Consider the following 17,949-nt stretch of genomic DNA (forward strand, 5'->3'; position numbering starts at 1 on the left):
GCAACACCTGCCTCTTTATGCACGGCAACAAAGGAGAAGCAGTATGCAAGTCAACATCAGTGGACAACATGTAGAAGTCACCGAGGCCCTGCGTACCTACATCGGGGAAAAACTCGCCCGGCTCGAGCGCCACTACGACCGCATCACCAATGTGCAGGTGATCCTCAAGGTCGAGAAGCTGCAGCAGAAGATCGAAGCGACCTTGCAGATTCCCGGCGGTGAAGTGGTAGCGAACGCAGAGCACGAAGACATGTATGCCGCCATCGACCTCCTGACCGACAAGCTCGACCGCCAACTGAAAAAACACAAGGAAAAACAGCAAAGTCTGCTGCAAGGTGCAGCTGCCCGCTGATCCCCCTCATCCATGATCCGACTTGAATCCATCCTGACCCCCGGCCGTTCCCTCGTGAACGTGCCGGGCGGCAGTAAAAAGCGTGTACTCGAACAGATCGCCAACCTGATCGGGAAGGAAGTTCCCGAGCTGGACACCCAGGACGTGTTCAAGAGCCTGATCGACCGGGAGAAACTCGGTTCGACGGGCTTCGGCAATGGCATCGCCATTCCCCACTGCCGTCTCAAGGGGTGCGCCAGTCCGATCAGCGCCCTGCTGCACCTGGACGCCCCCATCGATTTCGACGCCATCGACGGCGCCCCGGTAGACCTGCTGTTCGTGCTGCTGGTACCGGAAGCCGCCACTGATGCGCACCTCGAACTGCTTCGCCAGATTGCCAGCATGCTCGACCGCAAGGACGTGCGTGACAAGCTGCGCGCCGCCAACAGCAGCACCGCCCTGTACCAGGTTGTCCTGGACGAACAGAACGGAAGCTGAGCCATGCGCCTGATCATTGTCAGTGGCCGTTCCGGATCCGGCAAAAGTACGGCCCTCGATGTCCTGGAAGACAATGGTTACTACTGTATCGACAACCTCCCCGCCGGCCTGCTTCCGCAGTTGGCGGAGAGCGCACTGATCAATACGGAATTGCTGCAACCGCGGGTGGCGGTATCGATCGACGCCCGCAACCTGCCCAGCCACCTCACGCGCTTCCCCGAACTGCTCGACGAAGCCCGCGCCCGTCACATCCAGTGCGACGTGCTGTACCTGGATGCCGATGAGGAAACCCTGCTCAAGCGCTTTTCCGAAACCCGCCGCCGCCACCCGCTGACCAACCCGGACCGCTCCCTGGCCGAGGCGATCCGGGTCGAGAGCGAGCTGCTCGGGCCCATCGCCGACTTGGCAGACCTGAAGATCGATACCACCAACCTGAACCTGTACCAGTTGCGTGATTCGATCAAGCTGCGCCTGCTCAACCAGCCGGAGCCCGGCACGGCGTTCCTGATCGAGTCCTTCGGCTTCAAACGCGGCATGCCGGTGGATGCCGACGTGGTGTTCGACGTGCGCTGCCTGCCGAATCCGTACTGGAAGCCGGAACTGCGCGAGCACTCCGGGCGGGATCAACCGGTCATCGACTACCTTGCCGCGCAGCCGGACGTGGAAGAGATGTTCCAGGACATCTCCTCCTACCTGCTGAAATGGTTGCCACGCTTCGCCGCCAGCAACCGTGCTTACGTGACCATCGCCATCGGCTGCACGGGCGGTCACCACCGCTCCGTCTACCTGACCGAACGCCTGGGCCAGTTGCTGCAACCCATCTTGAAGAATGTCCAGGTCCGTCACCGCGACCTCTAGCCCACAGGATCCCACCCGCGATGCCCGCAATCGAAATCGAGATCATCAACAAGCTGGGGCTGCATGCCCGCGCCGCCGCCAAGTTCGTCGGCGTGGCCGGCAAGTTTCCCTGCACGGTCAAGGTTGGGCGCGCGCCGGACAGGCTGGTGGACGGCAAGAGCATCATGGCGGTGATGATGCTGGCCGCCGGCAAAGGCACCAAGGTGCACCTGCTGACCGAGGGCGAAGAGGAGCAGGCCGCGCTGGATGGACTGATCGAGCTGATCAACAACCGGTTTGACGAAGGCGAGTGATCGCCTGTAATGAAAAAGCCCGCCAATTGGCGGGCTTTTTCATGCAGCCTGCTGTAGCTGGCTCACCTGCGAAGAACCGCACAAGGCCTGGGTGCAAGGGCGGGATCAGGACAACGCCGTATCCATCACCATCATCAAGCAGAATCCGACGCAAAGCCCCAGGCTCGCCAAGCGATGATGCCCATTGGCCCGCGATTCAGGAATGATTTCCTGGGTCACCACCAACAGCATGGCTCCTGCGGCAAAGGCCAGCCCCAGCGGCAACGCCAGTTCGGCCAGTTTCACCAGCCAGGCACAGAGCACGGCAGCCGCCGGTTCGACCAGCCCGGACGCAGCACCGATCAGGAACGCCTGGAAACGCGCCATCCCAGCACCTGCCAGCACCAGGGCAATGACCAGGCCTTCCGGCACGTCCTGCAGGGCGATGCCCATCGCCAGGCTGTCCGCGTCCGGCATGCCACCACCAGCCGACACGCCAATGGCCATGCCTTCCGGGATGTTGTGGGCAATGATCGCGATGACGAACACCCAGATACGCGCCGGCACCACCGGCTGGCTGCCGGACGCCACCAGCGCCTCCGGCGAGGCACCGGCAACCTTGCGATCCACCAGGTACAGGCAGAAGGCACCGAACAACAGGCCTAAGCTGATCAGGCCACCCGCCCCCCACTTGCCGAAGCCGACCGACTGAGCGGCATCCAGCCCCGGGATGATCAGGGAAAAGGCCGTGGCCGCCAGCATGACACCAGCACCAAAGCCCAGAAGGGAATCGGCCAGGGCCACCGGCATGTTGCGGATCACCAGCACCGGAACGGCGCCCAGCGCAGTGCCCAGGGCACACAAGGCACCGCCCTCCAGCGCGCGCAGCATGCGCGGTTCGAGATCGAGCCAGGCGATAGCCTGGGCCAACAGCAAGGCGGTACCGACCAACAACAGCACGGTACCCAGGGCCAGACGGAACAAGCGCACACTGCCTATGGACAAGACATCCGAACGCATCCGTCTTTCACTCACGCCAGGGCAGCAACGTAGCGCCGTTCGACTTCGGCCCAGTCAACCACGTTGTAGAAGGCGTTGATGTATTCCGGGCGACGGTTCTGGTAGCGCAGGTAGTAGGCGTGCTCCCAGACGTCCAGGCCGAGGATTGGCGTGTTGCCATTCATCAGCGGGCTGTCCTGGTTGCCGCTGCTTTCCACCACCAGCTTCTTCTCCGGGGTGACGCTCAGCCATGCCCAGCCGCTACCGAAGCGGGTCAGTGCAGCTTTGGTGAAGGCGTCCTTGAAGGCGTCGAAACCGCCCAGTTGTTCGTCGATGGCCTTGGCCACCGAGCCTTGCGGCAGACCACCGCCCTTGGGCGCCATCACTGTCCAGAACAGGCTGTGGTTGGCGTGCCCGCCGCCCTGGTTGATCACCGCGGCCTGGAGGTTTTGCGGCAGTTGCTTGACTGCGGCCACCAGCTTCTCCACCGGCCACTCGGCCCACTCGGTGCCGTCGATGGCGGCGTTGAGGTTGTTGATGTAGGTCTGGTGGTGCTTGGTGTAGTGGATTTCCATGGTCTGCGCATCGATGTGCGGTTCCAGGGCATCGTACGCGTAAGGCAGTGCAGGCAAGGTATGTGGCATCAGTGGATTCCTTGTTGGAAGGCTTGGGTGATCACGGGGTCCTGACCGGCCAGCACACCCGGCTGCGGTTCCTGCCGATACAGCAGCCGCTCGGTGCGCGGGTACTGGCCGTACTCGCTGATGAAGCTCAAGAGTTCGGTGTAGGTCTTGCCGCTCTGGCGCAGGGCGGCTTCACGCAGGCCCTGGGACAGGCGCGTGTCCTGGCTGGCACTGAGCAGCCGCTGGTGGATCGCGCAGAGATATTCGGCGCTCTCCTGCGGCTGTTTCAGGCGCAGGTGCAGGTCCGCCAGGTTGTGATGGGAAATCACGCAGGCGGCCACCGCTTCGTCGGCGTCATGCCAGCGCTCGAAAAGCACCTGGGCCAGGGCCAGGGCCTGCAAGTACAGCTCGCGGGCGTCGACCAGATCGCCCTGGTTGAACAGGCGATTGGCGATTTCGGTGGTGCGTTTCCAATGCTGCATGGCGAACCTCCAAAGCGGTGAGCGGTATCAGATACCGCCGGCGGTGAGCTTCTCCGGATCCAGCAGGACTTCCAGCTGGGTACGCGACAGCTCGGTGTGTTCCAGGGCTACATCGATGATCGGGCGGCCCTGCTTGTAGGCGGTCTTGGCGATCTCGGCGGCCTTTTGGTAGCCGATGATCGGGTTCAGCGCGGTGACCAAAATCGGGTTGCGCGCCAGGGCTTCCTTGAGCTTGGGCTCGTTGACCTTGAAGCTGGCGATGGCCTTGTCGGCCAGCAGACGGCTGGCATTGGCCATCAGCTCGATGCTTTCCAGCAGGTTGCGGGCAATGACCGGCAGCATCACGTTCAGCTCGAAGTTGCCCGACTGGCCGGCGACGGCGATGGTGGCGTCATTGCCGATCACCTGGGCAGCGACCATCGCAGTGGCTTCCGGGATCACCGGATTGACCTTGCCCGGCATGATCGAGGAGCCCGGCTGCAGGCCTTCCAGTTCGATCTCGCCGAGACCGGCGAGCGGGCCGGAGTTCATCCAGCGCAGGTCGTTGGCGATCTTCATCAGGGCCACGGCGGTAGCCTTCAGTTGGCCGGAGACGGCAACCGCAGTGTCCTGGGAGCCGATCAGCGCAAACAGGTTCTCACCCGGCACGAAGTCGACCTGGGTCAGGCCGCTCAGTTGCTTGGCAAACAGCGCGGAGAACTGTGGGTGGGCGTTGATCCCAGTCCCTACCGCAGTGCCGCCCTGGGCCAGAGCCTGCAGGCTGGGCAGGGTGTCTTGCAGGTGGCCGATGCTGGCCTTGACTTGCTGCGTCCAGCCGCCGAGGACCTGGCTCATGCGCACCGGCATGGCGTCCATCAGGTGGGTACGGCCCGTCTTGACGAACGGATGGACCTGCTCGGCCTTGGCCTCGATCACCTGTACCAGGTGCTTCAGCGCTGGCAGCAGTTGCTCGTGCAGGGCCAGTGCGGCACTGACATGGATGGTGGTCGGGATGATGTCGTTGCTGCTCTGGCCGCAGTTGACGTGATCGTTGGCATTGACCTTGTCACCGGCCACGCGGCTGGCCAGGGTGGCGATCACTTCGTTGGCGTTCATGTTGGAACTGGTGCCGGAGCCGGTCTGGAACACGTCCACCGGGAAGTGCTGCATGAAATCACCGGCGAGCAGTTGTTCCACTGCGGCGACGATCGCCTCGCCTTGGGCCGGGGTCACCTGCTCCAGCTGCACGTTGGCCTTGGCCGCGGCGGCCTTGGCCAGCAGCAGCGCACGGATGAACTGGGTCGGCATGCGTTGCTGGCTGATCGGGAAGTTGTTGACCGCGCGTTGGGTCTGGGCACCGTACAGGGCCTCGGCCGGCACCTGCAGTTCACCCATGCTGTCACGCTCGATACGGGTATTACTCATCATCAAGTCCTTGCATCAGTTCAGCGGAAGAAATCGAAGGCAACAGCGTGCAATTCGCCAGTTGCAGGGCCAGCGGCTGCCAGCGCTGGCCAGCTCGCCGCCATCGAGCTTGCGCAGTTGCAACAACGGGCGCCATGCCTGGTCCAGGCACAGGCAGCGCCAATGCCACGGCAACATGCGGTCGCAGGCGGTATCGAGCAGAAGACGGAAAGACGTCAGGGCCACGGTCCACGCCGAGGTATCGGTGCAGCAGACCAGGTAGCGCCCCTCGGCGAGATAGTGTTCGATCAGGCGCGGCTCGTCGGGCTCCAGCGCGCAACGAATGCGCCGGCTGAGCCAGCGCCAGTTTTCCAGGTAGGGCAATTCGTGGAGGACGGATTTCATGAAGAACATCATCACCCAGATAATGATATTCATTATTAATTGATAAATAGAATCAGTTCAACAGGCTTTTTTGCGGGCAAGAAAAAGCCCGGCGCAGGGGCCGGGCTTTCGGGTGACGCGTGAAGCGCAGAATCAGCTGCCAGCGACCGTCATCCGTTCGATCAGGATCGAGCCGGTATGGATGTTGCTGCGGGTTTCAAGATCGCTTCCGATCGCGACAATCTGCTGGAACATATCTTTCATATTGCCGGCGATCGTCACTTCCTGCACGGCGAACTGAATCTCGCCGTTTTCCACCCAGTAGCCCGCCGCGCCACGGGAGTAATCGCCGGTCACCATGTTCAGTCCATGGCCCATCAGCTCGGTGACCAGCAGTCCGCGGCCCATGCGCCGGATCAGCGCCGCCTGGTCCTCGACACCGTGGGTGACGAACAGGTTGTGCACGCCACCGGCGTTCGCCGTGCTCGGCAGCCCCAGCTTGCGCCCCGAGTAGGTACCCAGCACGTAGGACACCAGTTGGCCATTTTCGACGAACGGCTTGGCGTAGGTCGCCAGGCCATCGCCATCGAAGGCCGCGCTACCCAGCGCGCGTGGCAGGTGCGGACGCTCGTCGAGGGTCAGCCAGGTCGGGAACAGGCGCTGACCGATGGTGCCTTCGAGGAACGACGACTTGCGGTACAGGTTGCCGCCGGAAATCGCCGACAGGAAACTGCCGAACAGCCCGCCAGCCAGTTCAGCGGAAAACAGCACCGGCACCTCACAGGTCGGTACCGGACGCGCGCCCAGACGGCTGGCCGCACGCTGGGCGGCACGCTTGCCGATGCTCACCGGGTCGGCGAGCAACTCGCCCTGGCGACTGACGTCATACCAGTAGTCGCGCTGCATCTGCCCTTCGCCTTCAGCGATCATCACGCAGCTCAGGCTGTGGCGGGTCGAGGCGTAGCCGCCGATGAAACCGTTGCTGTTGCCGTACACACGGCAGCCCTGATGGGTGTTGAGGGTGGTGCCATCGGCATTCTTGATCCGGGCATCGGCCTCGAACGCCGCCGCCTCGCAGGCCAGGGCCTTCTCGATGGCCTGCTCGGGGGTAATGTCCCAGGCGTGGTAAAGGTCGAAATCGGCGACATCGCGCGCCATCAGCGCCGGATCGGCCAGCCCGGCGCAATCGTCCTCGGACGTATGTTTTGCGATCGCCAGTGCGGCAGCGACGGTCTCGCGGATCGCATCGGCGCCGCTGGCCGAAGTACTGGCCGAGCCCTTGCGCTGGCCCACGTAGAGGGTGATGCCGAAGCCCTGGTCGCGGTTGAACTCCACCGTTTCCACTTCGCGCTGGCGCACCGAGGTCGACAACCCCTGCTCCAGCGACACCGCCACTTCACAGGCACTGGCACCCTGGCGTTTCGCTTCGGCGATGATCTGCTCGACCTGCTCCTGCAAGGCCGGCAGGGCTTGCGGACCTACGCTCTGGACTGCACTCATGGTTTTCTCCACTCAAATACGGCGTTCGGCGAGGGTCATCGAGCGACCGGGCCGGACAAGCGGCCCCCGACTGGTTATCATGGCGGCGTTTCTCAGCGGACTGCCCCCATGGTTGATTCTTACGATGCCTTCGACGAAGGCGAAAAAAGCAAAACCCAGATCAAGCGCGAACTTCAGGCGCTGGTGGACATGGGCGAGCGCCTTACCACGCTCAAGCCCGACACCCTGGCCAAACTGCCCCTGACCGACGAGCTGCGTAAAGCCCTCGAAGAGCACAAGCGGCACACGGCCAACGAAGCGAAGCGCCGTCACCGCTCGTTCATCGGCAAGCTGATGCGCGACCAGGACCTCGACGCGATCAACGCCCTGCTCGATCAACTGGATGCCTCCAGCCACCAGTACAACGAGCGCTTCCACAACCTGGAGCGCTGGCGCGACCGGCTGATCGGCGGCAGCGACGACGTGCTCGACAAGTTCGTCCAGGAATACCCGGACGCCGATCGCCAGCAACTGCGCTCGCAGATCCGCCAGGCCCAGCACGAGGCGAAGACCAACAAGCCGCCAAGTGCCGCACGCAAGCTCTTCAAGTACATCCGCGACCTCGACGAAACCCAGCGCGGCCTGCGCTGAGTTGCCATGCCGGGCAGGCACCCTGCCCGCCCGGTGTCACCTTCATGCGCCCGTGCCACCCACGGTGATCGCATCGATCTTCAGGGTTGGCTGGCCCACGCCAACCGGCACCGACTGCCCATCCTTGCCGCAGGTCCCGACACCGCTGTCCAGTGCCAGGTCGCTGCCGACCATGGACACCCGGCTCATGGCCTCCGGACCGTTGCCGATCAGGGTCGCGCCCTTCACCGGCGCGGTGATCTTGCCGTCCTCGATCAGGTACGCCTCGCTGGTGGAGAAGACGAACTTGCCGCTGGTGATGTCCACCTGGCCTCCACCGAGGTTGGCGCAGTACAGCCCGCGCTTGACCGAGGCGATGATCTCCGCCGGGTCGCTCTCGCCGGCACGCATGTAGGTGTTGGTCATGCGCGGCATCGGCAGGTGCGCGTAGGATTCGCGACGACCGTTGCCGGTGACCGCCATGCCCATCAGGCGTGCGTTGAGCTTGTCCTGCATGTAGCCGACCAGCTTGCCGTTCTCGATCAGGGTGGTGCATTCGGTCGGGGTGCCTTCGTCGTCGACGCTCAGCGAACCGCGGCGCCCTTCCAGGGTGCCGTCATCGACAATGGTGCACAGGCTCGACGCGACCATCTCGCCGATCCGCCCGCTGTAGGCCGAACTGCCCTTGCGGTTGAAGTCACCTTCCAGCCCGTGGCCGACCGCTTCGTGCAACAGCACGCCGGACCAGCCCGAACCCAGCACTACCGGCAGCGTGCCGGCGGGCGCCGGGACCGCCTCCAGGTTCACCAGGGCCTGGCGCAGTGCTTCGCGAGCGAAGCCCATGACGCGATCCTCGGTGAAATAGCGGTAATCGGTACGCCCACCGCCGCCATGACCACCGCGCTCGCGGCGGCCGTTCTGCTCGACGATCACGCTGACGTTGAAGCGCACCAGCGGACGGATGTCTGCTGCCAGGCTACCGTCGGCAGCAGCGATGAGGATGCGCTCCCAGACCCCGGCCATGCTCACGCTGACCTGCTGGATACGCGGGTCGAGGGCGCGCGTGGCGGCGTCGACGCGCTTGAGCAGCTCGACCTTTTCCGCGCGGCTGATGACGTCCAGCGGGTTCTCCGGCGCGTACAGCGCGGTGACCGCCTGGCTCTTGAACGCCTGCACCGTGCCATTCTGCCCGGCACGGGAAATCGAGCGGGCGGCCTGGGCAGCGGAGGTCAGGGCTTCGAGGTTGATCGCATTGCTGTAGGCGAAGCCCGTCTTCTCGCCGGACTGGGCACGTACGCCCACCCCCTGGTCGAGGTTGAAGCTGCCTTCCTTGACGATGCCGTCCTCCAGCGCCCAGGACTCCGAGATCTGGCCCTGAAAATACAGGTCGGCCGCGTCGATGCCCGGACCGGCCAGCTCGCCCAGCACGCTTTGCAGGCTGTCGAGGGTCAGGTCGCCGGGGGCCAGCAGTTGCTCGCTGACGCTTGTTAACAACTCGCTCATAGTCACTCCGAGAGGTGCGCGGGCCGCAATGCGTCCCGCGAGAAAAAGCGCCGGTGCAAGGTCACCGGCATCCGCGCCCGTATGGACGCCTGTTCAGCACTGTCGCGCGTGGCCAGCAGCACCGCTTCGCCGCGGTCCTGTTCGGCGAGGATCCGCCCCCAGGGATCGACGATCGCCGCATGACCGTGGGTTTCCCGCGGTCCCGGATGCATCCCGCCCTGGGCGGCCGCGAGCACATAGCACTGGGTCTCGATGGCCCGGGCGCGAATCAGCACTTCCCAGTGCGCCGCGCCGGTTACCGCAGTGAATGCCGCCGGCGCGCTGATCAACTCGGCCCCGGCCTCGCGCAGCGCGCTGTACAGCTCCGGGAAACGCAGGTCGTAGCACACGCTCAGGCCGAGTTTGCCCACCGGGGTATCGGCCACCACCACCTGCGCGCCATGGGCGTAGTCATCGGACTCGCGATAGCGGCCACGGTTGTCGGCCACGTCCACGTCGAACAGGTGCAACTTGTCGTAGCGGGCGACCAGCTCGCCGTGCTCGTCCACCAGCAGGGAGCAGGCATGGGCTTTGGCCTCGGGCCGGTCGACGGGCGGCAGCGGCAAGGTGCCCGCTACGATCCATAACCTGAGGTCGCGGGCGGTCTGTTTCAACCACGGCAGGATCGGCCCTTCGCCGCGCGCCTCGGCCAGGCCGATCGCGGCACTGTCGCGACGGCCCATGGCGGCGAAGTTTTCCGGCAGCACGGCGAGACGTGCGCCCTGGCTGGCGGCCTGTTCGAGGAGGACGCGAGCACGGACAAGGTTGGCCGCGATATCGTCCTGGCTGATCATTTGAATGACGGCGCTGGTCATGTCCACGTTCTACCTGGATTTTTCGAAAGGTTTCACAAAGGTGATTTTAGGCTCTTTGACCGGACCTTCGACCCGATAGTTGACGCTGGCATAGCGCGCCACCTTGTCGCCGAGCAGGCGGTCGACCAGGAACAGCGCGCCACCGATGGCCGGCGCCCCGACGATCAGCGCCGCCAGCGGCAGGTTATTGGTCACCGGCAAGGCCACCATCAGGCTGGCATCGATACGGTCGCGAACCATGTCCAGCGTGCCGTCCAGCTCGAAATTGCTCGACGGGCCGGTCATGGCGATCGGACTGCGGGTCACGTAGACACCGTCACTGGCCACCAGCAGGCCCTTGACCCGATCGTAGCTCAGGCCCTTGTCGAACAGGTCGGAGAAGTCCAGGCGCAGGCGGCGGCCGATCGAGTTGAAATTCAGAAGGCCGAATACCCGCAGGGCCTGTGCGCCGCCTTCCACTTCGACGAACTGACCGCTGCGCAGGGTGGCGTCCATGGTCCCGGAGAAACGCTTGAGGCTGACCCAGGCCGGCGAACCAGGCCAGCGACCGTCGACATCCATGTGGAACTCGCGGCTGGTGACCGATGGCGCAAAGTTCCAGGCCTTGAGCACGTCCGCCAGGTTCTTGCCTTCCAGGCGACCCTTGAACCAGCTGCTGCTGGCGCCCGGCACGCCCTCCCAACCGGCGGCGCCATCGACCAGCAGGCCGTTGAGATTGAGGTCAAGGTCATTGAGGGCGAGACCACGCGGGGTCGGACGCAGCTTCAGCGACCAGCTGCCCAGCAGCGCATCGCCACGGAACAACTTGGCAATGCTCAGGTCCAGCGCGGGGACATTGCGCGGGTCGACCGAGGCCAGTGGATCGGGTGCATCAGGGGAGGCTTCCTCGGCCGGATCCGGCGCGGGCAGGTGCAGGGCCTGCAGGTTGATTGCGATGGGCGCGGCCTTGGCATCGGGGATACGCGCATTGCCGATGACTTCCTGGCTGTCCAGGCGCAGGTCCCAGTTGTCGCTGTTGCGGCCCAAACGCACCACCGCCTGGTTCAGCTCGAAGCTGTAGGCCTTGAGCTTGCCAATGCTCAGGTCGATATCGCGGAGGATCTGCCGGGCGCTACCACCCGGATCGTTGCCAGCATAGCTGCCGGCCTTGTTCTGCCAGCCTTCCAAATCCAGCTCGGCGAGCTTGCCCTTGACCCGCAAGCCCGGGCTCGACGGCAACTGCGCACTGCCGCCGCCCAGTACCAGCTCGCCGCGCACTTGCTCGGGCTTGCCTGCCGGGGCGGCCATGGCCAGGCTGGCCAGGTCGGTGTAGGTCGCATCGATGCGCCGTTCGCTCCCTTGCAGGTTCATGCGGAACTGGCTGGCACGGGTGTCGTTGGCTGCCTTGCCGAAAGGCGCGGGCAGGTCGATGGCCAGGCCCTTGAGGCTGGAGTCGACGCTGAGCTGGTTGTTGCTGCCCAGCGAAACCTGCAACTGGTAGGGAATCTCCCCGGAAACCGGCAACGGCTGGTTGAACTGCAGCCAGTCGGTCAGGGATTTCAAGGCGATCTGGCCCTTGGCGGCGATGCGGGTCTGCAACTGGCCGGGCTTGCCCTCGGCGAAGATCTCGGCAGTGACCGGCTTGCCGAACGCCGTGGTGCTGATGTTCTTGCCGCTCAGGCCCTTGTCCAGGTCGAAACGGAAATCCCCCTTCAACTGGGTCAGTTCGAGAACCGGTTCGCTGAGTTTCAGCCGTGAGCCCTCGGTCTGGAAGTCCACCACTACCTTGGGCGCGGTGTCGTGCGCCAGGGGGATGTCCAGCTTGAGCGCCCCCTTCAGGTCGCCCTCGCCTTCCCAGCCGGCGAAGGTCGCGCCGGTGCCGATCGGCGCATCCTGGAGGATCTTCAGGCCATCACCCAGGGAGCCGTCGAAGGCACCGTCGACCAGCAGATGGCTGTGCTCGCCGGCTGGCACATGGGGAATGTCCACCAGCACGTCGCTGACCGTGGTATTCAGCATCTGCCCGGTGCTGGCCTTGATCCGCACGCCGTGGTCGTCGATGAACACATCGCCGTCCACCTTGCTCAGTTGTGGCCAGCCGGGCTGGAAGTCCAGGGCGGCGTCCTCGACCTTGAAGAACAGGGTGATGCTGCGGGCATGGTCGGGGGCACCGTGGTTCAGCGAGCCCTGGTACTGGAAGTAACCCTCGTCGACCTTGCCCTTGAGGATGGCCGTGCGCAACCAGTGCGCCACGTCCGGGCTCAGGACTTCCGGCAGGTACTTGCCGGTGTAGCGGCCATCGCCGTCCACCAGGCCGACCCGCAGGTCCATGTAGTCCTCGCTGCCTTCGGCGAACAGCAGGCGGATCAGGAAGTCACCGGCGATGTTGCCCTCCTCGCCCAGTACCTTGAGGTACGGCGCGATCAGGGTGAAGCCTTCCTTGTCCAGTTTCCAGGTGAGCTGGGCGTTGGCTTTCAGGTAATGCCAGGGATCGGCGAAGATCGGCACCAGGTGCAGCATGAACTTGTCGGTATCCAGGCGCAGCTCGCCGTGGCCGAGGTCGCCGCTGATGCTGCCGCTGACATTCCCCGCAGCCGGCGCGCCGTGATAGGCATCGAAGCCGACGCGGTCGAGGTTGGCGGCGAAGCTGAACAGGCGGTCGCCCTCGACCTGGGGGCGGATATCCAGCAGGACGTTGCGCAGGCCGCCGGTGACCTTCAGGCCATCGACCACCGCCATGCCCTGCTTCGGCAGCGGGCCAAGGGCCTGGATCACCGGGGTCAGCGGCGTCAGGTCAAGCCGGTCGGCCTGGACGCTCCATAACTCACCGTCCTTTTCGTCGTGGCGCTGGCGGATCTGCACATGGGATTCCCAGCGGGTTTCGCCAAGACTCAAGGCCAACGAATCAAGGGCGATGTCCAGGCCCTGCTCGCCGCGCCGCAGCCAGGCATTCAGGGCCACGTTGTCCAGGCTCACGGGCTTGCGCTCGGCGTAGGCGGCGCGCACCTTCGGCGCGTTCAGGCGAAGGGTCGCGCTTTGCAGCCGGCCCTTGTTCCAGTCGATCCACACCTCGCCACCGGCCCGCGCCTCGGGAAGCTGCCATTGGCCGAGCAAGCGCGCGGGCAGCCATTTGGCCCAGTCGCTCTGCGGCAAGCTGAGATAGCCTTCGACCTGGCCGTCGCGCCACTGCGAGGCGCGGATCCGGCTTTTCAGGCTGAGCGCCATGGGCTGGCCGTCAGGCAGGGTCAGGCGCGCATCGAGACGCTGGCGCACGCTGCCGGTCTGCAGGCTCAGGCCGACATAGGTCAGGGTCATGGGATCGTGGTCGAAGGGTTCCAGGGTGACCTGGCTATCGAGGATGGAGACTTTCGCCACCACCTGCATGCGCCGCAGCACCTGCTCGACATCCAGCGGCTGGTCGTCCTTCACCGGCAGGCCCTTGAGCGCCCACTGACCGTTTTCGTCTTCGCGCAGGTTGAGTTGCAGGCCACCCAGCTCGACCCGGGCCAGGCGCACTTCGCGGTGGGTCAGGCTGGCCCAGAGGTCGGGCACCACCTTGACCGCGTCCAGCCGCAGCGCCGAGCTGCCTTCGCCGACCTGCACATCGCGCACCACCAGGATCGGCGCCAGGCCGCTCCAGCGCCCTTCCAGCGCACCAATGTGCAACGGCATGCCGAGCGCGGCCTCGGCCTTGTCCTGCACTTCGCCACGGTACTCGGCGACCAGCGGAATCAGTTCGCGGCCCAGACTTACGTACAGCGCGACCAATACCGCCAGCAGCGCACAGGCGCCCAACCCCCAGCGGGTCAATGCTGCCAGAACGCGGATCAGACGCTCCATTGCAGTGGCCCCCCGAGTCGTCTTGTAACTATGGCCCGGCGTGTCGGGTTTGCCAGCGCCAGGGCGGCGATCGAGGCTTCAGACCGAATCAGAGCAGCACCACGTCGTATTGTTCCTGGGAATACATGGACTCCACCTGGAAACGAATGGTTCGCCCGATAAAGGCTTCGAGTTCGGCGACGTTCCCCGATTCTTCGTCCAGCAGGCGGTCCACCACCTTTTGATTGGCGAGCACTCTATACCCTTCGGCCTGGTAAGCCCGCGCCTCGCGAAGGATTTCCCGGAAAATCTCGTAACAGACTGTCTCGGGCGTCTTCAGCTTGCCGCGGCCCTGGCAACTGATGCAGGGCTCGCAGAGCACCTGCTCCAGGCTTTCCCGGGTGCGCTTGCGGGTCATCTGCACCAGGCCCAGTTCGGTCAGGCCGATGATGTTGGTCTTGGCGTGATCGCGTTCGAGCTGCTTTTCCAGGGTGCGCAGGACCTGGCGCTGGTGCTCTTCATCTTCCATGTCGATGAAGTCGATGATGATGATTCCGCCGATATTGCGCAGGCGTAGCTGGCGGGCAATGGCGGTGGCGGCTTCGAGGTTGGTCTTGAAGATGGTCTCTTCGAGGTTGCGATGGCCGACGAAGGCCCCGGTGTTGACGTCGATGGTGGTCATCGCCTCGGCCGGGTCGACCACCAGGTAGCCGCCGGACTTGAGCGGTACCTTGCGCTCCAGGGCGCGCTGGATCTCGTCCTCGACGCCGTACAGGTCGAAGATCGGCCGCTCGCCCGGGTAGTGTTCCAGGCGATCGGCGATTTCCGGCATCAGTTCGGCGACGAACTGTGTGGTTTTCTGGAAGGTTTCCCGGGAATCGATGCGGATCTTCTCGATCTTCGGGTTGACCAGGTCGCGCAGGGTGCGCAGGGCCAGGCCCAGATCCTCGTAGATTTCCGTAGGTGCGCCAACGGTCTTGATCTGTGCGCCGATCTGGTCCCATAGGCGACGCAGGTAGCGGATGTCCATGAGGATCTCGTCGGCGCCGGCGCCTTCGGCGGCGGTACGCAGGATGAAGCCGCCGGAATCCTGGATGTTCTCCTTGGCCACGCAATCGCTGACTACCTGTTTCAGGCGCTCGCGTTCGGCTTCATCCTCGATCTTCAGGGAAATGCCGACATGCTTGGTACGCGGCATGTACACCAGGTAGCGCGACGGGATCGACAACTGGGTGGTCAGGCGCGCGCCCTTGGAGCCGATCGGGTCCTTGGTCACCTGCACCACCAGGGCCTGCCCTTCGTGGACCAGGGCGCTGATGCTTTCCACCGTAGTGCCTTCGCGCAGGGAAATCTCTGACGCATGAATGAAAGCCGCGCGCTCCAGGCCGATATCGACGAAGGCCGCCTGCATGCCCGGCAGTACGCGCACCACCTTGCCCTTGTAGATGTTGCCGACGATGCCACGGCGCTGGGTGCGCTCGACATGGACTTCCTGAAGGACACCGTTTTCCACCACCGCCACGCGGGATTCCATCGGGGTGATGTTGATCAGAATCTCTTCACTCATGGCAGGCTCTCGTCAAAAGTCTTCAGGTAATCATGGATCGCCCGGCGGTGGCTGGCGAGCAATAAACGGTGGTCAGTGCATCCTCACGCAATACCCTGCCAGCAGGGAATGCCGAAGCGCGCCAGCAGCTCGGCCGTCTCGGCGACCGGCAGGCCGACCACGCTGGAGTAGCTGCCCTGCAGGCCCTGCACGAACACCGCGCCGAGGCCCTGGATGGCGTAGGCACCGGCCTTGTCCTGCGGCTCGCCGCTGGCCCAGTAGGCCTGCGCCCGGGATTCACTGATGGGATTGAAGGCGACGCGACTGGTGATGCACAGGCTTTCCGTGCGCTGGCCGTCGGTGACGGCGACCGCGGTCAGCACTTCGTGCTCGCGTCCGGAGAGGGCGGCCAGCATGGCCAGGGCGTCGTCGCGATCGAGCGGCTTGCCAAGAATGCGGCCGTCGAGCACGACGGCGGTGTCGGCACCGAGCACCGCCAGGGGTTCGCGGGTGCCGCTGGCGGTCAGCAGGGCCAGGCCGGCAGCGGCCTTGCCCCGGGCCAGGCGCTCGACATAAGCACCGGCCGCTTCGCCGGGCAACGGGGTTTCGTCGATGGAGGCGCTGACGACGGTGAAGGGAACGCCGATCTGGGTCAGCAGCTCACGGCGGCGCGGCGAACCGGAGGCCAGGTACAGCGGTGTCATCGTGACGTCTCCCTGTCAGCGTCGAAAAGCGGGATTCAGTAGATGCTCAGGCGACTGCGCAGCCCGCGCAGGCCAAAGCTGATCCAGGGCCAGAGCAAGGCACTGGTGACCGCAGGCCAGACCAGCGCGAGGGTCGGCTGGCGATTGCCGGTCAGCGCACTGAGCCACAGCTGCACCAGTTGCGCGACCCCGAACACCACGAGGATGGTCAGGCTCTGCTGCCACATCGGGAACATGCGCAGGCGTTGCTGCAGGCTGAGCACGAGGAAGGTGATCAGGGTCAGCACCAGGGCGTTCTGCCCCAGCAGGGTGCCGTAGAGCACGTCTTCGCACAGGCCGAGCAGGAATGCGGTGGTCATTCCGACCTTGTGCGGCAGGTTGAGGGTCCAGAAGGCCAGCAGCAAGGCCAGCCACAACGGACGGAAGATGTCCATGAACGGCGGCATCGGCCATACGCTCAGGAGCAGGCCGATGAGGAAGGTCAACCAGACCACCCAGCCATTCTTGCCATGGGTACTGACCATCAATGTCTCTCCCGGGATGGGGTCGTGGCCGCGCCATGGTTCGCCGGTGCAGCAGCCGGGGCTGGCGCAGGGGCGGGCGTGGCTGCCGGGGCATGCGGTGCGGCCGGGGTGGTGGCTGCGGGAGTGGCGGGAACCGGGGTAACCGCCGGGGCCGCATGCGCAGGGTCGAGGACCTGAACTGGCGAAGCCGGATGATCCGCCTCCTGCGCCTTGACCGCGTCGCTGGCGCGCTCTTCCGGGGTACGACTGTCGGAGAACACCAGCAGCAGGTAGCGGCTGCGGTTGAGCGCCGCGGTCGGTACCGCGCGAACGATGGCAAACGGCTGGCCGGAGTCGTGGATCACTTCCTTCACCGTCGCCACCGGGTAACCGGCCGGGAACCGCTGGCCAAGGCCGGAGCTGACCAGCAGGTCGCCTTCCTTGATGTCGGCGGTATCGGCGACATGGCGCAGTTCCAGGCGCTCCGGGTTGCCGGTACCGCTGGCGATGGCGCGCAGACCATTGCGGTTGACCTGCACCGGGATGCTGTGGGTGGTGTCGGTGAGCAGCAGCACCCGCGAGGTGTACGGCATCAGCTCGACCACCTGGCCCATCAGGCCACGGGCGTCGAGCACCGGCTGGCCGAGGACCACGCCGTCGCGCTCGCCCTTGTTGATCAGGATGCGATGGGTGAAGGGGTTCGGGTCCATGCCGATCAGTTCGGCGACCTCGACCTTCTCGTTGACCAGCGCCGAGGAATTGAGCAGTTCGCGCAGGCGCACGTTCTGCTCGGTCAGCGCTGCCAGCTTCTGCAGGCGGCCTTGCAGGAGCAGGGCTTCGGTCTTGAGTTTCTCGTTCTCGGCGATCAGCTCAGTGCGGCTACCGAACTGGCTGGCGACGCCCTGCCACAGGCGCAGCGGCAGGTCGGTGATCGTGTAGGCCTGCATCAGCACCTGGGACATCTGGCTGCGCACGGGCTGGAGCACGGTAAAGCGGGCATCGACCACCATCAGGGCGATCGACAGCACGACCAGCACGAGCAGGCGCACGCCCAGCGACGGGCCTTTGGCGAAAAGCGGTTTAATGGGCCGCTCCTCGTGGT

17 protein-coding genes and 1 pseudogene are annotated in these 17,949 nt (G+C 64.9%); 5 read left to right on the forward strand and 13 right to left on the reverse strand.

The annotated features are described in order from the left end of the window. Window positions 1-43: 43 nt before the first annotated feature. From hpf to V0R59_RS14085, 4 genes are read left to right on the forward strand one after another with little or no spacing between them, the layout of a single operon-like run. Window positions 44-352 carry a ribosome hibernation-promoting factor, HPF/YfiA family gene (gene hpf / locus V0R59_RS14070; RefSeq protein ID WP_330074865.1) on the forward strand — a complete coding sequence of 103 codons (309 nt, stop codon included), beginning with the start codon at window positions 44-46 and terminating at the stop codon, window positions 350-352. Window positions 353-364: 12 nt separating this feature from the next. Further along, window positions 365-829 (forward strand): PTS IIA-like nitrogen regulatory protein PtsN, encoded by a 465-nt coding sequence (ptsN, locus tag V0R59_RS14075; RefSeq protein WP_330074866.1) that lies wholly within the window; start codon window positions 365-367, stop codon window positions 827-829. A 3-nt stretch (window positions 830-832) separates the two neighbouring features. After that, window positions 833-1,687 carry an RNase adapter RapZ gene (gene rapZ / locus V0R59_RS14080; protein WP_330074867.1) on the forward strand — a complete coding sequence of 285 codons (855 nt, stop codon included), beginning with the start codon at window positions 833-835 and terminating at the stop codon, window positions 1,685-1,687. A 20-nt stretch (window positions 1,688-1,707) separates the two neighbouring features. Continuing rightward, the gene (locus tag V0R59_RS14085; RefSeq protein WP_330074868.1) at window positions 1,708-1,980 is read left to right on the forward strand and encodes an HPr family phosphocarrier protein; all 273 of its coding nucleotides are present in this window, start codon (window positions 1,708-1,710) and stop codon (window positions 1,978-1,980) included. Between the two features lie 105 nt (window positions 1,981-2,085). On the opposite strand, the gene V0R59_RS14090 is transcribed toward V0R59_RS14085, so the two are convergent. From V0R59_RS14090 to pmbA, 6 genes and pseudogenes are all read right to left on the reverse strand, one after another. Continuing rightward, window positions 2,086-2,979, reverse strand: coding sequence for a ZIP family metal transporter (locus V0R59_RS14090; RefSeq protein WP_330074869.1), 894 nt, complete (start codon window positions 2,977-2,979; stop codon window positions 2,086-2,088). Window positions 2,980-2,990: 11 nt separating this feature from the next. Continuing rightward, window positions 2,991-3,602: a superoxide dismutase gene (locus tag V0R59_RS14095; protein WP_330074870.1), complete on the reverse strand. Its 612-nt coding sequence runs from the start codon at window positions 3,600-3,602 to the stop codon at window positions 2,991-2,993. Next, window positions 3,602-4,063, reverse strand: coding sequence for a hypothetical protein (locus tag V0R59_RS14100; protein WP_330074871.1), 462 nt, complete (start codon window positions 4,061-4,063; stop codon window positions 3,602-3,604). The genes V0R59_RS14095 and V0R59_RS14100 overlap by 1 nt, the downstream gene beginning before the upstream one ends. 27 nt (window positions 4,064-4,090) lie before the next feature. Next, entirely contained in the window at window positions 4,091-5,467 is a 1,377-nt protein-coding gene (locus V0R59_RS14105) for a class II fumarate hydratase (RefSeq protein WP_330074872.1), read from the reverse strand. After that, window positions 5,460-5,860: pseudogene (locus tag V0R59_RS14110) on the reverse strand (FagA protein). The gene V0R59_RS14105 and the pseudogene V0R59_RS14110 overlap by 8 nt, the downstream one beginning before the upstream one ends. Before the next feature lie 123 nt (window positions 5,861-5,983). Further along, a complete protein-coding gene (pmbA, locus tag V0R59_RS14115; RefSeq protein ID WP_330074873.1) occupies window positions 5,984-7,330 on the reverse strand; it encodes a metalloprotease PmbA in 1,347 nt (448 codons plus the stop codon). A gap of 108 nt (window positions 7,331-7,438) precedes the next feature. Between pmbA and yjgA the strand changes: the two genes are divergently transcribed. Then, window positions 7,439-7,960: a ribosome biogenesis factor YjgA gene (gene yjgA / locus V0R59_RS14120; protein ID WP_330074874.1), complete on the forward strand. Its 522-nt coding sequence runs from the start codon at window positions 7,439-7,441 to the stop codon at window positions 7,958-7,960. A gap of 42 nt (window positions 7,961-8,002) precedes the next feature. On the opposite strand, the gene tldD is transcribed toward yjgA, so the two are convergent. The 7 genes from tldD to mreC form a co-directional block, all read right to left on the reverse strand. Then, window positions 8,003-9,442: a metalloprotease TldD gene (tldD, locus tag V0R59_RS14125; RefSeq protein WP_330074875.1), complete on the reverse strand. Its 1,440-nt coding sequence runs from the start codon at window positions 9,440-9,442 to the stop codon at window positions 8,003-8,005. A 2-nt stretch (window positions 9,443-9,444) separates the two neighbouring features. Then, window positions 9,445-10,296, reverse strand: coding sequence for a carbon-nitrogen hydrolase family protein (locus tag V0R59_RS14130; protein ID WP_330074876.1), 852 nt, complete (start codon window positions 10,294-10,296; stop codon window positions 9,445-9,447). 9 nt (window positions 10,297-10,305) lie between these two features. Beyond that, entirely contained in the window at window positions 10,306-14,115 is a 3,810-nt protein-coding gene (locus V0R59_RS14135) for a YhdP family protein (protein ID WP_330074877.1), read from the reverse strand. A gap of 88 nt (window positions 14,116-14,203) precedes the next feature. After that, window positions 14,204-15,661, reverse strand: a complete 1,458-nt coding sequence (gene rng / locus V0R59_RS14140) for a ribonuclease G (RefSeq protein WP_330074878.1) — start codon at window positions 15,659-15,661, stop codon at window positions 14,204-14,206. A gap of 83 nt (window positions 15,662-15,744) precedes the next feature. Then, window positions 15,745-16,344 (reverse strand): Maf family protein, encoded by a 600-nt coding sequence (locus V0R59_RS14145; protein ID WP_330074879.1) that lies wholly within the window; start codon window positions 16,342-16,344, stop codon window positions 15,745-15,747. A 35-nt stretch (window positions 16,345-16,379) separates the two neighbouring features. After that, entirely contained in the window at window positions 16,380-16,868 is a 489-nt protein-coding gene (mreD, locus tag V0R59_RS14150; protein ID WP_330074880.1) for a rod shape-determining protein MreD, read from the reverse strand. Continuing rightward, the gene (gene mreC, locus V0R59_RS14155; protein ID WP_330074986.1) at window positions 16,868-17,932 is read right to left on the reverse strand and encodes a rod shape-determining protein MreC; all 1,065 of its coding nucleotides are present in this window, start codon (window positions 17,930-17,932) and stop codon (window positions 16,868-16,870) included. The genes mreD and mreC overlap by 1 nt, the downstream gene beginning before the upstream one ends. Window positions 17,933-17,949 lie beyond the last annotated feature (17 nt).

It is taken from the genome of Pseudomonas ulcerans (assembly GCF_036324125.1).
GTDB classification, from domain to species: Bacteria; Pseudomonadota; Gammaproteobacteria; order Pseudomonadales; family Pseudomonadaceae; genus Aquipseudomonas; species Aquipseudomonas ulcerans.

What these genes read in the sequence shown, in the direction of transcription:
- hpf (WP_330074865.1), top strand. Translation starts at nt 44, where the DNA reads ATGCAAGTCAACATCAGTGGACAACATGTAGAAGTCACCGAGGCCCTG.
- ptsN (WP_330074866.1), top strand. Translation starts at nt 365, where the DNA reads ATGATCCGACTTGAATCCATCCTGACCCCCGGCCGTTCCCTCGTGAAC.
- rapZ (WP_330074867.1), top strand. Translation starts at nt 833, where the DNA reads ATGCGCCTGATCATTGTCAGTGGCCGTTCCGGATCCGGCAAAAGTACG.
- V0R59_RS14085 (WP_330074868.1), top strand. Translation starts at nt 1,708, where the DNA reads ATGCCCGCAATCGAAATCGAGATCATCAACAAGCTGGGGCTGCATGCC.
- V0R59_RS14090 (WP_330074869.1), bottom strand. Translation starts at nt 2,979, where the DNA reads ATGCGTTCGGATGTCTTGTCCATAGGCAGTGTGCGCTTGTTCCGTCTG.
- V0R59_RS14095 (WP_330074870.1), bottom strand. Translation starts at nt 3,602, where the DNA reads ATGCCACATACCTTGCCTGCACTGCCTTACGCGTACGATGCCCTGGAA.
- V0R59_RS14100 (WP_330074871.1), bottom strand. Translation starts at nt 4,063, where the DNA reads ATGCAGCATTGGAAACGCACCACCGAAATCGCCAATCGCCTGTTCAAC.
- V0R59_RS14105 (WP_330074872.1), bottom strand. Translation starts at nt 5,467, where the DNA reads ATGAGTAATACCCGTATCGAGCGTGACAGCATGGGTGAACTGCAGGTG.
- pmbA (WP_330074873.1), bottom strand. Translation starts at nt 7,330, where the DNA reads ATGAGTGCAGTCCAGAGCGTAGGTCCGCAAGCCCTGCCGGCCTTGCAG.
- yjgA (WP_330074874.1), top strand. Translation starts at nt 7,439, where the DNA reads ATGGTTGATTCTTACGATGCCTTCGACGAAGGCGAAAAAAGCAAAACC.
- tldD (WP_330074875.1), bottom strand. Translation starts at nt 9,442, where the DNA reads ATGAGCGAGTTGTTAACAAGCGTCAGCGAGCAACTGCTGGCCCCCGGC.
- V0R59_RS14130 (WP_330074876.1), bottom strand. Translation starts at nt 10,296, where the DNA reads ATGACCAGCGCCGTCATTCAAATGATCAGCCAGGACGATATCGCGGCC.
- V0R59_RS14135 (WP_330074877.1), bottom strand. Translation starts at nt 14,115, where the DNA reads ATGGAGCGTCTGATCCGCGTTCTGGCAGCATTGACCCGCTGGGGGTTG.
- rng (WP_330074878.1), bottom strand. Translation starts at nt 15,661, where the DNA reads ATGAGTGAAGAGATTCTGATCAACATCACCCCGATGGAATCCCGCGTG.
- V0R59_RS14145 (WP_330074879.1), bottom strand. Translation starts at nt 16,344, where the DNA reads ATGACACCGCTGTACCTGGCCTCCGGTTCGCCGCGCCGCCGTGAGCTG.
- mreD (WP_330074880.1), bottom strand. Translation starts at nt 16,868, where the DNA reads ATGGTCAGTACCCATGGCAAGAATGGCTGGGTGGTCTGGTTGACCTTC.